The following is a 14,355-nucleotide window of genomic DNA, read 5'->3' on the forward strand; positions in this document are numbered from 1 at the left end:
GTAGTTTTTAAAGTGAACAATATCACCAGCCGGTGTTTTGTTTGAGCGTACCGTTTGATAAATTGATCTGTGTTTCAGGGATAGAGAACAAACCATTTGTTTCCGGACGGAAGCTTACGTTGAAAGCCGCCTGGGAAGAAGCATTGTCTATTGCCTGTTTAGCTGCAGGCATTCCCTGCCTCAGCAGATCCCAGTAGCGGTGCCCTTCCAAAGCCAGTTCCAGCTTGCGTTCCTGCATGATCTGTGCTTTACTGCTGAGTGTAATGCGATGTGTTTGATCGCCAAATGCACGGTCGCGTACCCGGTCGATATAACCCTGTGCCTTGCCTGCATTCGCAGTGAGATTTAACTCTGCACCCATGAGCAACACATCTGCAAAACGGATCACCATATAGTTATCGAAATTGTCCCACTGGAAGCTACCACCCAGGTCATCTGCATTTTTATCTTTCAGCGGCGTATATTTTTTTATAAAGAAGCCGGTGTATTGCGCCTGGTCATCCAGCTTATAACTATCTGCAAATCCTTCTCCGGCAATAGAAATAATGGAAGCGGTTTGCCTGCTGTCGCCCGGAGCATAGGAATGAAAGAGCGCTTCATTTACTGTAGCGCCGCCCCATCCTTTGTAGTAAGGTCCCAGCACCTGTGAGCGGATGCCGATCATTACCTGCATACGGTTTCCGTTCTGCTGGTTCTGGTCGCCCATACCGAGGTAAGTATATTGAATGGTAAACACACCTTCTGCGTTATTCTGCCCGGCATAGTCAGTGGTGCTTTCAGCGGAAGCACGGAACAGGTTCCGGTATTTTGGAACAAGACTGTACCCGCTGTTGTTGATCACATCTTCAATGGCGGCAATAGCATCTGCCTGTGAAAATACACCGGCAATATCAGGTTTGCTGTAGTAGCCGGTATAATACAGGAATACCCTGCCCAGCAAGGCTTCAGCAGCCCATTTGGTAACCCTGCCATATTCGCCCGAAGGAATGCTGGCAAAAGGAGTTGCCGGAATATTTGCCGCGGCTACTTTCAGATCATTGGCAATCAGCATGTATACGCTGTCCGGATTGGCCTGCGGAATGCTGTAGTTGCCGGGTTCCAGTGGCGCTGTGATCAATGGCACATGACCAAACATCCGTACCAGGTCGAAGTAAAAGTAAGCACGCAGAAAATGAGCTTCACCTATGTAACGGTTTTTAGTAGCATCATCTCCTTTAAAGTCTACCGTTTCAATTTTCTGGATCAGTTTATTGGCGCGGTAAATACCAGTGTAGTATTTCTTCCAGGCAGCGCTGTTGAGGTCATTCATTTTAATGCTCTTATCCCACTGGTTCCATCCGTTGTCGGAAGCACCACCGCCGCCAAAGCAATCGTCCGACGCAATTTCTGATGTCAGCGCAATATTGCCGTAACCATCCCAGTTCAATACGCTGTACGCGGAAACCAGTCCCTGGTAAGCATCTCCCGGAGTTTTATAAAAATCTTCCTCTGTAATGGTATTGATGGGCAATGTTTCCAGGAAACTTTTGGAACAGGAACTCATTAACCCCGTTATGATGATAGCTGCTATTATTTTCTTCATGATTGCCGGAGTTTAAAATTTAACATTAAGACCGAATAAAACAGTTCTTGGCTGCGGGAAATAACCGAGGTCAGTACCAGACGACCAGCTATCGATTCCATAACCCACTTCAGGATCTAATCCACGGTAATGGGTAAACGTAAATACATTCAATCCGGATACATACAACCGGAGCTGCTGAACCGGTAAACGTTTCAGTAAAGTTTTCTTAAGATCGTATCCAAAGTTGATGCTTTTTACACGCATGAAAGCGCCATTGTGTACATACAGATCAGAGAAACGGGTGTAGTTCTGGTTGGCCTCATTACCCAGTGTTACACGGGGCGTGCTGTTGGACGTTCCTTCACCATGCCAGCGATCAAAAACAGCCGTGGTATAGTTGTTATAAAAACGGTCGTAAGCCCTGGTACCATCCACAATGTCATTGCCACCCACACCGCTGAGCAATACACTCAGGTCAAATCCTCTCCAGCCTGCAGACAGAGAGATACCATACGTTTGTGTAGGATTGGGATCACCCACCTTTGTTTTATCATCACCATTGATGACGCCGTCGCCGTTCAGATCTACGAAACGGGCATCGCCGGGTTGTGCGCCTGGCTGTATTTTCTGGCCGCTTTTGCTGGTGTAACCATCAATTTCCGCCTGGTTCTGGAAGATACCGGCTGTTTTCAATCCATAGAAATAGCCGATGGGCATTCCGTTCTGTGCGCGGAAGTATTCATCCATGTTGGACGACAGTACGCCGTTGTAAGAAGGATGCAATACACCTTCCTGGTTTGGAATATCTATCACGGTATTTTTATTGAAAGCAATGTTGCCGCCGATACCGATGTTTACTTCTCCAAACGTGTGGTTGTAATTAATGCCAAGTTCAATACCCTTGTTCTGAATATTACCGCCGTTGATGGTAGGAGCGCCGGTACCCACCAGGTCGGGGATAGGAGCGGTTACCAGCCAGTCGCGGGTGTTTTTCTGATACCAGTCGAATGTAACGGTTACGTCTTTGAACAGTGTTGCGTCAAATCCGAGGTCAATTTGTTCGGATGCTTCCCAATGCAGATCAGGATTGGGTATTTTATCAGGAGAAGCGCCGATCGCTTTTTGTCCGTTGAAATAATAATCGCGGTAAGTGGAGTTGATGGTGGCCAGGTACCTGAAGTCATCTATCCTGTCACTACCGTTTTGTCCCCATCCGCCGCGGATCTTCAGGAAGTTAATCCAGCTGCTGTTTTTGAGGAACGATTCGTTGGTAACGATCCATCCAGCAGAGAAGGCAGGGAAATAACCATAACGGTTGTTGGAGCCGAATTTGGTGGAACCATCCCGGCGAAGCGTGGCGGTGAGCAGGTACTTATCGTCGTAGCTGTAAAACACCCTGCCAAAGTAAGATTGCAGTGCATTCATGCTTCTTGTGCCGAATACTTTACGGGTGGAATCATTCCTGCCGTTATCAATAATAGCGTGATCAAAGTCGGCGATGATCAGGTCTGTTTTACTGCCGCTTACATTATAACCTTCGTATTTTTTGGCGGTAGTACCCACCATTACGTTCAGGTTATGTTTGCCGGCAGTGAGTTGGTAGGTGAGGGTGTTATCCCAGTTCCAGGTAAGGTTGCGGTACATACCCTGACTGGCAGAGGAATGTTCGTTGCTGTTATTGGTGCCCAGGTTGTATACGGGAATAAAAGCATTGTTGTAGTTATAAGAGATATCCGCGCCAAAATCCGTACGCAAGGTCAATCCTTTGATCAGGATAGCTTCCGCATAGATGTTACCGATGATCCTGTCGGTAATGGTTTGATTATTTTGTGTATAATCAATGGAACCGATCGGGTTGGGTTCATCTGCATAAGGGGATTTGCCATAGCTGCCATCCGCATTGTACACCGGGTAAATGGGAGTGGCGTTTAATAAACCACGGATAGAGTTGTTGTAGATGTTACCTGTACCGATACCCCGCTGGCGTGTATGCGCAAACGTGAGGTTTTCCCCTGTTTTGATCAGGTCTTTGTACAGTTTGTGTTCTGAATTGATCCTGAAAGAAGTTCTTTCAAAATTAGACCTGCCGGGAAGTCCCATCACGCCTTGCTGTCCCTGGAAGGAAAAGGACGAGGAGAAAACGGACTTTTCATTACCGCCGGAAAGACTCAGGCTATAATTTTGTATGGGTGCATTTTTGTTGGTAGCTGCTTTCTGCCAGTCGGGGCCTGTACCCAGTTTCGCAATGGAGTCTGGTGTATAGATAGGCACAGAACCGGAGTTGATAGACGCTTCGTTCATGATATTGGCGTACTGCTGCGCATTGAGTAAGTCCAGCTTGCGGGCTGGATTCTGCAATCCGTAGGAGGCGTCGAAGCTGACATTCATTTTACCGGCGCGGCCTTTTTTAGTGGTGATCATTACGATACCATTCGCTGCGCGGGTGCCATAAATAGCAGTGGAGGCGGCATCTTTCAGCACATCTACGCTGGCAATGTCATTTGGATTGAGGAAGCTGATATCATCCGCCGGAAAACCGTCAATGATGAAAAGCGGGCGGGAATCGCCATTGGTGCCGATACCACGGATAGTGAATTTCAACGCATCACCGGGTTGACCGGAGTTGGAAGTTACCTGCACACCGGGCGCCTGTCCCTGTAAGGACTGCTCCACGCTGATGGCGTGGTTTTTTATCAGGTCATCGTTGTTTAAATGTACAGTAGCGCCGGTCACTACTTTTTTCTTTTGCACGCCATAACCTACTACTACCAATTCATCCAGCCCTGTAGCCGCTGATTCCAGGCGTATCGTCATCGGGCTGCCCGTTTGAACGGGTACTTCCAGTTTGTTATAGCCTACCAGCGACACTACGAGTATTTCTCCCGCATCTGCCTGCAGGGTGAAAGTTCCGTTTACATTTGTTACGGTACCCCGGTTAGTTCCTTTTACAATGATATTAACGCCGGGCAGGGGAGCACCATCTTTGGTGTCGGTTACCTTGCCCGTGATTGCTTGTTTTACAGGTTGCGTATATGCCTTCCCGTTATTGGCAGCTGCATGCAGTGCCGGAGGCGCTGCTGTAGCCAAACTGCATACAGCAAGCGTCTTTAAGACGGTTTGCCGCGGAAAATAATTGCTGATTGTGTACCAGATTTTCATGTTTAACGTGTTTTATTTAGGCAAAGGAGGTTGAATAATGTTTAAATGTTTTTAGAAGAAGTGGTCCAGGTCAGATGGCCCGGACCGTTTTTGCTATTCCATTATATGTTATCATTTTACCTGTCTTATTGCTGATATCCGGTCCTGCGACGGTTTGTTTACCTACAAACGTTACCAGGAAGTGCCTTTGCTGCAGCATACCCGGAAAACGGCCTTCCCGTTGTCCTATCGTCAGTGTTTGCGCGGCTTCATTCCATTTAAAGGAAATGTTGCTGAAAGCGCCCTTCTCATATTGATAGTTATTGTTTTCATCTTCATACAAAGTAAATTCCCCGTCTTTCCCGGTATACACATACAGGTGTATGGTATCTGCCTTGCGCTCATTGGTGTATTGCAGTGCAGGACCTACCGGCAGGATAGCGCCTTCTTTTACATACAAAGGCATCCGCTGCAAAGGCGCTGCTGCGGTAATATGCTGACCACCTGTTTCATATTTTCCAGTGTAGAAATCATACCAGCCGTTGCCTGCGGGCAGGTACAGCTCCCGGCTGCGGGCATGGTACTCCGTCACAGGGTTTACCAGCAGCGAAGGACCGAACATGTACTGGTCGCGGATATTCAGCACCGCTGTATCCTGGCCATAGTCCATTACCAGGCCACGCATCATCGTATAGTCGTGGTGGTAAGTATTGCCTGCTACGGAGTAGATGTAAGGCAGCAGGCGGTAACGCAGCTGGTCATAGTATAACATCGACTGGTACGCTGTGCTGCTGTCGGGCGCGATGTTGAACATCTCGCGGTAAGGATATTGCCCGTGTGAACGGAACAGCGGGCAGAAAGCGCCATATTGGAACCACCTGGTATTGAGTTCTCTCCATTCTTCCAGTGCAGGACCCTGTGGGTTGGGCTGATCGTATTTATCTTCCACAAAGAAACCACCGATATCTGTAGTCCAGTAAGGCAAACCGGAAAGGCTGAAGTTTAGTCCGCCGGGGATTTGTCTTTTGAATTCTTCAAAGGTGGCGGCGATATCACCGCTCCACGTGGCCGCAGCATAGCGTTGCAACCCAGCATAGGCGGAGCGGGTGAGGATAAACACACGTTGACCCGGCTTGGCCGCACGTTGCCCTTCGTAAATCCCCTGCGCATTTACCAGCGCATAGGTGTTGAAGTATTGGGTGGCTGATCCCAGCGCGGTAGGATCCATCAGCTTTTTGCGTTCTTCGATAGAGGCATTGGACAGGATATCCGGCTCTGTGGCATCAAGCCACCATGCATCCACGCCCTTGCTGAGCAGGTTTTTCTGCAACAGGCTCCAGAACAGTTTACGCGCTTCCGGGTTAAAGGCATCATAAAACGTAGATACATAACCGTTACCTATCCAGTCGCGTTGCTTATTTTTAATATTCTGTTTGTATAACCAGCCTTTGCTGTCGAAAAGTTTATAGTTGTCGATCCCTTCATAAAACTTTGGCCATACGGAGATCATGAAATTAGTATGGTATTGTTTGTGCAGGCGGCTGATCATGCCCACGGGATCGGGAAAACGGGCAGGATCAAACTGCTGGCTGCCCCATTCATCCTGTTTCCAGTAACTCCAGTCCAGTACGATATTGTCCAGCGGGATTTTCCTTTTGCGGAACTCTGCTACAGTATTTTCAATCTCGTCCTGTGTTTTATACCGCTCCCGGCTTTGCCAGAAACCCAGCGCCCAGCGCGGTATCATGGTGGCTTTGCCGGTTACCTGCCGGTAGCCGCTGATCACTTCATCCATATGCTCACCATACATGAAGTAGTAGTCAATTTTTTCACCTGCTTCTGAAGTCAGTTGCATTTTATCCGCTCCTTCAATGGGAGTGGGTGGGAGGAATTTAAGGGAGATAAAGGACTGGGTGGTTTCCGGGATCCACTCCACTTTTATGGTAGTGGGTTGTCCCTTCTGAAGCAGATGCCGGAAAACGGAAGCGCCGGGGTTCCAGCTTTCCCGCCACCGGTCCAGTTTCAGCTGGCCATTGATCCATACTTTGGTGTAACCGGAAGTGGTCATGAAGAATTTATACTCGCCGGTTTCATCTGCATTCACCGTACCTTCCCAGGTTACTTTTCCTTTTACCATTGGAAAAGCTGCAGGCAGCGACGACAGGCGATCCAGGAACTCATAATCAATTTTATCTTCCACTGCTTTTACATACACCGTATTATTATACCGGTCGCCATAGGTAGCACTGAATCCGGGTTTCCCGTCAGCAGACATTAAGTGTAATTCGGACATTTGTTTATAAGGACGGTTGTCGCCAAAACGGGTAATGGAATAATTATCCCATAAAATGCCATAGTTACGGTTGGATACTACAAAAGGAACGGCTGCCACCGAGTTGTACTGTGTGAGATCCACGTCCTGGTTTTTGTAGTTCATTAAACCGGTCTGGTGTTGCCCCAGTCCATAGAACGCTTCATTGGCGGGCGATTCAAACACCTGCTGGATCCGGTATAATGATTTGTTGCCGATGGTAACCGGCGTAAAGCTTTTACCGCCGCCGGGTTGTTCCTGTAATATAATGTTGCCGGCCTTATCGCGGAATACCACTTCTCCTGTATTCAGCGCCACGGTGGCAGTAATGCTGGCCGTTTTTAAAGTCACGGTTTCATTTCGTTCTTCCGAATCCCATTTGATGCTGTTACCCTGTGCATCTACCGCCATGAGGCTGGGAGCGCCGGTGAAATGGTCGTCGGGGGTAGCCGTTACATGGATCACCTTATCGGAGACCACTTGCAGCTTCACCTGCCGGGCGCCATTCGGGGCGGGATTTTTTAAATGAATCAACAGGCCATCAGACAGTTTTTCCACCTGCCCGGCATAACACCAGGAAGTGAGGAACGTCATAAGTACGATCGGTATCGCCCTCTTTATGTGCATATTTGAATGGATTTTTTTCGTCGGTTGAACGTGGTTGTTACAATTACGGATGTGGTATCCGCGATCTATTTTTCAAAACGTGTTACTTCAAAACGTGTAAAACAAATGTAAAGGGAGCTCCGGAATCAGAGGGGATGGGTATGTTTTAGATGTAGGGCGATTATGTTAACCGTTTGTAGCAGTCAGGGAATTAATTGATTCCCGTTAGGGTATTAAATGTTAACGTACGGAGAAGGAACAGGCTGGTTTTAAGGCTGTTATAAGAAGAAGAGGCCAATGAGTGAACCGGTGATCACGCAGTACAGCAGGATTTCAATCAGCAGATACAGGCGGTTGCTTCGTTTAAAGTTTTGCTTGAACATAGTCAGGTTTAATAGTCAGTCCACAAAATTATCCATTGCATCCGGTAGGCATGGGTCGGATTTCGTTATTTAATAGGGCAGATTTGTTGTTTAGGAGAGTTGATGTATAATTGAAGTAGTGGTATTATTTCTTCTTCCCATAAACGGAGGGGAGTACATTGTATTCCATCTTGAAATACTTTGTAAAGTATTTTGGGTTGTTGAATCCCACTTCATAAGCTACTTCGGCCACGGTAAGCTGGCTTTTTTCGAGCAGCTGTGCGGCCCGCTTTAAGCGGATGCCCCGGATAAATTCAATGGGCGACCGGCCGGTAAGGGCCAGGATCTTTTTATACACAGATACCCGGCTCATAAAAAGCGCCCTGCTCAGTTCTTCTACAGAGAAGTCGGGATTGGAGATATTCTTCTCTACAATTTGTAAAGCCTGCTGGATAAATTGTTCATCGGCAGATGAAATAGCTATTTCTCCCGGGTTGGCTTCTATATACTGCTGGAATGTTTTTCTGAGAGATGATTGCTGGGAGATAATGTTTTTGATCCGCGAAAGCAGCACCTCGAAGTTAAAAGGCTTGGTGATGTAATCGGAAGCGCCGGTTTCCAGCGCTTCGAGTTGCTGGGCTTCTTCGGCCCTGGCCGTAAGCAATACAATGGGTAAGTGTGCCGTGCGTTGTTGTGCGCGTACCTTTTTACATAATTCCAATCCATCCATTTCCGGCATGGAAATGTCGCTTACAATCAGGTGCGGGAGTGTTTGCTGCAGCAGTTTCCAGGCTGCAAGCCCGTTTTCGGCTTCTATGATCTGGAAGTACTGGGTAAGGTTATCTTTCAGGTAAAAACGGAAATCCTCGTTATCTTCTACCAGTAAAACCACCGGTTTTTTAGAGTTACTGTTCACGGTAGCGGCCGGTGTAACGGCGGTGGTAGTACGAATTGTTTCCTGTACGGCGCCGGGAACAGCAACAGCAGCCGTTTTAACCGGCAGGTATACCGTGAAGCAGCTGCCCATTTCCGGGGCGCTGTCTACCGTAATGCTGCCACCATGCAATTTCACAAACTCTTTTGTAATGGATAAGCCGATCCCGCTGCCCTGGTTTACCATAGATGCGGGTACTTCATGTTGAAAGAACCTTTCAAAGATATACTCCTGCTTCTCCGGGGGAATACCAATACCATTATCTTTTACGGCAATTTCCAGTTGCGCGGTTGTTTCCTGGTAGCTAACGTGAACGGATATACTGCCATTTTCAGGCGTAAACTTAAAGGCATTGGAAAGCAGGTTAAAGATGATCTTCTCTATTTTATCTGCATCGTACAACATCTTCAGCTCCTGTACATTGCTCTGGAAGTTAAGCTGGATATGCTTTTTATCAGACAAGTCTGAAAACGACGAGGTGAGGTCCTTTACAAAACCGATGATATCGCCTTCGGCGGTATGGAGTTTTATTTCCTGGACTTCCATTTTACGGAAGTCGAGTAACTGGTTCACCAGGTTGAGTAAACGCCGTGCATTCCGTTGCATTAGCTCCAGCTGCACTTTTAGGGTGCTTTCAGATGTTTGCCGGATAATCTTTTCCAGCGGGGTGATGATTAAACTGAGCGGCGTTCTGAACTCGTGGCTTACGTTGGTGAAGAAACGGATCTTCAGGGCATCCAGCTCATGCATGCGCGCGGCTTCCTGTGTTTGCTGCTCCATCCTGAATTTCAGCCTTTCCCGTTCCAGTATGATGCGGCGGGCCAGCAACAAGGCGCCCAGTATCAGCAACACATAACCCAGGAAGGCTGGCCAGGTTTTCCAGAAGGGGGGAAGTACTTTTATTTTCAGCGTAATTCCTTTTTCATTCCATACACCATCATTATTGGAGGCTTTTACCCGGAATGTATAATCGCCTGGATCCAGGTTGGTAAAGGTGGCTTTCCTTTCCATACCGTCGGTATAGAGCCAGTCTTTATTAAATCCTTCCAGCATATATGCATACCTGTTTTTCTCCGGGTGGAAATAATTCAGGGACGCGAATTCAATGGAAAACACGTTTTCACCGGGTTTCAGGGTAATGCTTTGTGTTTCGGGGATAGCCGCTTTCAGTAATACCCGCCCGTTGATCTTTTCACCCGGCAGTACACTTTTGTTAAATATCTGCAGATCGGTGAGCACTACCGGCGGAATATTGTTGTTGAGCGCAATGGCGTTTGGATAAAACAGGTTAAACCCGTTGCCGCCGCCAAAGATCAGTTCCCCGCGACTGGTTTTCAACGCGGCGTTTTCGTTGAAGTCTTTCCCCTGCAGCCCGTCGGATTCATCATAATTTTTAAAGGTAAAGGCGTCCGGCCCGATCTTCATATTAGACAAACCATTGGGAGTACTCATCCACAAGCTGTGATCGTTGGCCTCAAGGATGTTCAGGACAGAGTTGTCCGGCAGACCGTCTTCTTTGCGAAGAGTACGGAAGTTATTGTTTTTTGGACTGAACAGGTTCAGTCCTTCGCGGGTGCCTATCCATACGCGTTGCTGGCTGTCCTGGAAAATGCATACTACGTTATTATGACTCAGGCTGCCGTTTACACCGGGAACGTTGTTATAATGTTTGAAAACGCCGGTGGCCAGGTGCAGCACATCGATACCATCGGAGGTGCCTATCCAGAGATTTCCCTGCCGGTCTTCCAGCAGGGCGGCAATGTACGTGGACTTTACCTGCGGAAAACGCTGGAACCGGCCGGTGGCAGGGTCCAGCCGGTTAAGTCCCGCACCAAGGGTGCCGATCCAAAGCTGGTGGCGACTGTCTTCCAGTATTTCCCAGATGCTGTTATCGCTCACGCTGGTGCTGTCTGCCGGGTCATGTTTATAATGGATAAAGCGGCTGCCGTCGAACCGGTCCAGGCCCCCGAAGTAGGTGCCTACCCATAGTTGTTTGTTATGATCTATGCAGAGGCTTACAATTACATTGCCGGCGATGCTGTTGTTGTTACCGGCTTCATGCCGGTATTGGGTAAACGTGTTGCGGCTGCGGTCATAGTAAATCAGGCCGCCGCCGTTGGTGCCTATCCATAAATTGCCGGCCGCGTCTTCCACAAACCTGTTTACATCGTTATAGGGCAAACTATTACGGCTATACGCCTGGTATTGATACAGCGGGAATTTTACCATGTTCTCATGGTAATAGTTCAATCCTTTTTTGAAGGTCCCGATCCATATAATGCCGGTATTATCTTTATAAAGGGCGTTGATACTGTTCTGGCTCAGGCTGCGTTCATCTTCGTTGATATTCTCAATATAACGGATGCTTTGTGCTTTCTTATTAATGATATTAATGCCGCCATGATCGGTACCTATCCATATTAACCCGTTATTGTCTGTAACCACACCTCTTACAATGTTGTTGTTCAGCGCGAGGCCGGGGGTATTCTGATCAATATGCCGGAACTGTTGGGAGCGGATATCGAAAAAGTAAACGCCGTTGTCTTCATTGGTACTGAATAACCAAAGGTCGCCGTCGGCATCCGCCACCATCGACCAGGTGGCGCCGGCAATGTCTGGCCTCACGAGTGTGTTGTTGCGGTAAACGATGCGGTGACTGCGGGCGTCCATCCTTTCCAGCAGGCCATTGCTGTGCAGCAGCCAGTAATGACCGGCCTGGCCGGGTAGCAGTGCCGATACGCTGTTGGTGCCGATGCTGCCACCATCACTGTTGTGTGTAAACTGTTGCGCCCTGTTGCCGTTATCTACCAGGAAAATGCCTGCTGAAGGATGCAGGAACCAATACCCGCCGGATGGGTCTTTTACAATATCGGTAACCACGTTTCCGGAAAAGCCCCATTGACGCAGGATGTTTTCGGGACGCCGGTTAAAACGGGTCGTTACAGGATCATAGATATTAATCCCCGAACGGGTCCGGATCCAGAGCTGCTGCCCCGGGCCGGCCATGATTTTATTGATGTTATTGTCGGAAACAGAAGTGGTGTCGCGCAGATCATGCTGGTATACAGTGAAGTGATACCCATCGAACCGGTTCAGTCCCGATACAGTACCAATCCACATGAAACCCATACTATCCCTGAAAACGCAGTTAACCTGGTTGTTGGACAGCCCCTGGTTAATATCAATCCGGTTGAATTGATAGGGGAGTGTTTGTCCCCGCATTACCAAAGTATGGAGGAATAACAAGATAGATATTAAGACCCGCTTCCGCATGTACACACCTTACCTGGTTGAAAAATTGTTGGTCTGACAATTAATAGAATTGCCCGGCAATATAACATAAAACGGATATAAAAAAGGAAAGGTCGAAAGAATTCGACCTTTATTGCTAAAATTCCACGTTATGGCACTCAGGTCCATAAAAAGTTAATCAGCTAAAATCCGGCATAGCCGGTATATGATAAATGATATTTTGCGGTTTGTTATGGGGTATTGCGTTCACTTTGATACAAAAGTAGGTTAAGGTAAAACGATTGTCAAGAAATTAGCAAACATTATTTTAAAAAAAGTAAAAAACACCACAGGGCGATATTTTTCCCCTGGCTGGATAATTTCACGCTTTGGGGGCTATAATCTTTGAAGATTATTGAGTACTTTTTTGCCAATATGAAAACCATGAAACGTATTACTTTATGTATGATGCTGCTGGTAGGAACGGGATTGACCGCCTTCGCACAGCAGCCGCCTGCCAGGGAACTCACCGTTACGCTGGATTATTATTATAATAATGAATTCAAAAAGGACAATGCCGGTAATCCCGTGAGGTGGCATTACATCTGGGGCGAGACGGACAACGGCGGCGTATCGCTCTGGGGGCATATTTTCGACTCCCTCGGGGTGAAAAAGGACAGCCTGTTGCAGGCGCCCACGGCCGCTAACCTGAAACACACGGATATTTATATGATCATTGATCCGGACACGGACAAGGAATCGCCCACACCCAACTATATGAATGAAAAGGACGCCCGCAGTATTTATAACTGGGTAAAGGCCGGCGGGGTGCTGGTATTGCTGGAAAACGATTCTGCCAACGCGGAGTTTTCCCACTTTAACAAGCTGAGTGAAAAATTCGGGATCCATTTTAATGGCGACAGCCGCAACCGTGTAAAAGGCAAAAACTGGGAGCAGGGTACTTTCCGGATCCCGGCCGGACATGAAATATTCCAGGCTGGCCGGCAGGTGTATATCAAGGAATTGTCCACTTTAACCTTGAAAGCCCCTGCACGAGCGGTTTATAAGGATGGTGAACACGTTATTATGGCAGTAGCTGAAGTGGGAAAAGGCAAGGTTTTCGCCGTTGGCGACCCCTGGTTTTATAACGAATATGTGGATGGAAAGAAGCTGCCGGCATCTTTCCAAAACTATGAAGCAGCAACAGACCTGACCCAATGGCTGATTAAAGCGGCCAGTCGCTAAGTGTTCAGGAAGTTGATATTTCTCCTGATACCGGCAAACTTACTGCGTTTGAGAGGGGAATGACGGAAGATGTCTTTAAAAGCTTCTTCTGTCAGCTCCTCCCAATCGCGGGTAGAAAAGTTCAGGATCGCCGGCAGGGGTGTAAACGCCGCTTCCTGGTTGGCTTTGGAGAAGCGGTTCCAGGGACAAACATCCTGGCAGGTATCGCAGCCAAACATCCAGTTATCAAATTGTCCCTTCATTTTATCGGGGATCAGTTGTTCTTTCAACTCTATGGTAAAGTAAGAAATACATTTACTGCCATCCACTACACCCGGCGCTACCAGCGCTTCCGTAGGGCAGGCATCCAGGCAGCGGGTACACGAGCCGCAGTAATCGGCCACCGGACCGTCGTATTCCAGTTCGATGTCGGTAATCAGGGTAGCTATAAAAAAGAAGGAACCGGCCTGTTTATGGATCAGGTTCCCGTTTTTGCCAATCCAGCCTAATCCACTGCGGGTGGCCCAGGCGCGTTCCAGCACGGGGGCGGAGTCCACAAATCCCCGGCCCTGAACAGGACCTATCCGCTCCTGCATCCGCAGCAACATCGTTTTGAGCCGCGCCCGGATCACCTCATGATAATCCTGGCCGTAAGCGTATTTGGAGATGCGCGGGGCGTCGGCATGCTGCTGTTCGGAAGGGAAGTAGTTAAACAACAGGGTGATCACCGACTGCGCGCCGTCGACCAGCTTGCGGGGATCTATCCTTTTGTCGAAATGATGCTCCATATACTGCATGTTACCATGCATACCTTTATTCAGCCAGGTTTCCAACCGGCGGGCATCGTCGTCCAGCTGCACCGCCTTCGCAATGCCGCAATGGTCAAATCCTAACTCTTTTGCCAGCTCTTTTATGAATAAAGTGTGGGTCATCCGGGCAAAATTAGCATATTATTTATATCTTCGACCCGCATATATATCCCATA

At 48.1% G+C, this 14,355-nt stretch carries 6 protein-coding genes; 1 reads left to right on the forward strand and 5 read right to left on the reverse strand.

The genetic code is table 11. The features are described from left to right. Positions 1 to 22: 22 nt before the first annotated feature. From AB6805_RS20475 to AB6805_RS20490, 4 genes are all read right to left on the reverse strand, one after another. Complete coding sequence (locus AB6805_RS20475) at positions 23 to 1,582, reverse strand: RagB/SusD family nutrient uptake outer membrane protein (RefSeq protein ID WP_370911300.1); 1,560 nt, start codon at positions 1,580 to 1,582, stop codon at positions 23 to 25. 12 nt (positions 1,583 to 1,594) lie between these two features. Beyond that, positions 1,595 to 4,723 carry a SusC/RagA family TonB-linked outer membrane protein gene (locus AB6805_RS20480; protein ID WP_370911301.1) on the reverse strand — a complete coding sequence of 1,043 codons (3,129 nt, stop codon included), beginning with the start codon at positions 4,721 to 4,723 and terminating at the stop codon, positions 1,595 to 1,597. 70 nt (positions 4,724 to 4,793) lie between these two features. Then, positions 4,794 to 7,640, reverse strand: coding sequence for a TIM-barrel domain-containing protein (locus AB6805_RS20485; protein ID WP_370911302.1), 2,847 nt, complete (start codon positions 7,638 to 7,640; stop codon positions 4,794 to 4,796). A gap of 486 nt (positions 7,641 to 8,126) precedes the next feature. Next, positions 8,127 to 12,161, reverse strand: a complete 4,035-nt coding sequence (locus AB6805_RS20490; RefSeq protein WP_370911303.1) for a two-component regulator propeller domain-containing protein — start codon at positions 12,159 to 12,161, stop codon at positions 8,127 to 8,129. A 429-nt stretch (positions 12,162 to 12,590) separates the two neighbouring features. On the opposite strand from AB6805_RS20490, the gene AB6805_RS20495 reads away from it, so the two are divergent. After that, positions 12,591 to 13,391 carry a hypothetical protein gene (locus tag AB6805_RS20495; protein WP_370911304.1) on the forward strand — a complete coding sequence of 267 codons (801 nt, stop codon included), beginning with the start codon at positions 12,591 to 12,593 and terminating at the stop codon, positions 13,389 to 13,391. On the opposite strand, the gene queG is transcribed toward AB6805_RS20495, so the two are convergent. Then, the gene (gene queG, locus AB6805_RS20500; protein ID WP_370911305.1) at positions 13,388 to 14,302 is read right to left on the reverse strand and encodes a tRNA epoxyqueuosine(34) reductase QueG; all 915 of its coding nucleotides are present in this window, start codon (positions 14,300 to 14,302) and stop codon (positions 13,388 to 13,390) included. The genes AB6805_RS20495 and queG overlap by 4 nt on opposite strands. Positions 14,303 to 14,355: the final 53 nt, after the last annotated feature.

The sequence above is a fragment of the Chitinophaga sp. RCC_12 genome (genome assembly GCF_041360695.1).
Taxonomy (GTDB): Bacteria; Bacteroidota; Bacteroidia; order Chitinophagales; family Chitinophagaceae; genus Chitinophaga.

Excerpts from the sequence above, each read along its gene's own strand:
- AB6805_RS20475 (WP_370911300.1), bottom strand. The coding sequence starts at position 1,582 with ATGAAGAAAATAATAGCAGCTATCATCATAACGGGGTTAATGAGTTCC.
- AB6805_RS20480 (WP_370911301.1), bottom strand. The coding sequence starts at position 4,723 with ATGAAAATCTGGTACACAATCAGCAATTATTTTCCGCGGCAAACCGTC.
- AB6805_RS20485 (WP_370911302.1), bottom strand. The coding sequence starts at position 7,640 with ATGCACATAAAGAGGGCGATACCGATCGTACTTATGACGTTCCTCACT.
- AB6805_RS20495 (WP_370911304.1), top strand. The coding sequence starts at position 12,591 with ATGAAACGTATTACTTTATGTATGATGCTGCTGGTAGGAACGGGATTG.
- queG (WP_370911305.1), bottom strand. The coding sequence starts at position 14,302 with ATGACCCACACTTTATTCATAAAAGAGCTGGCAAAAGAGTTAGGATTT.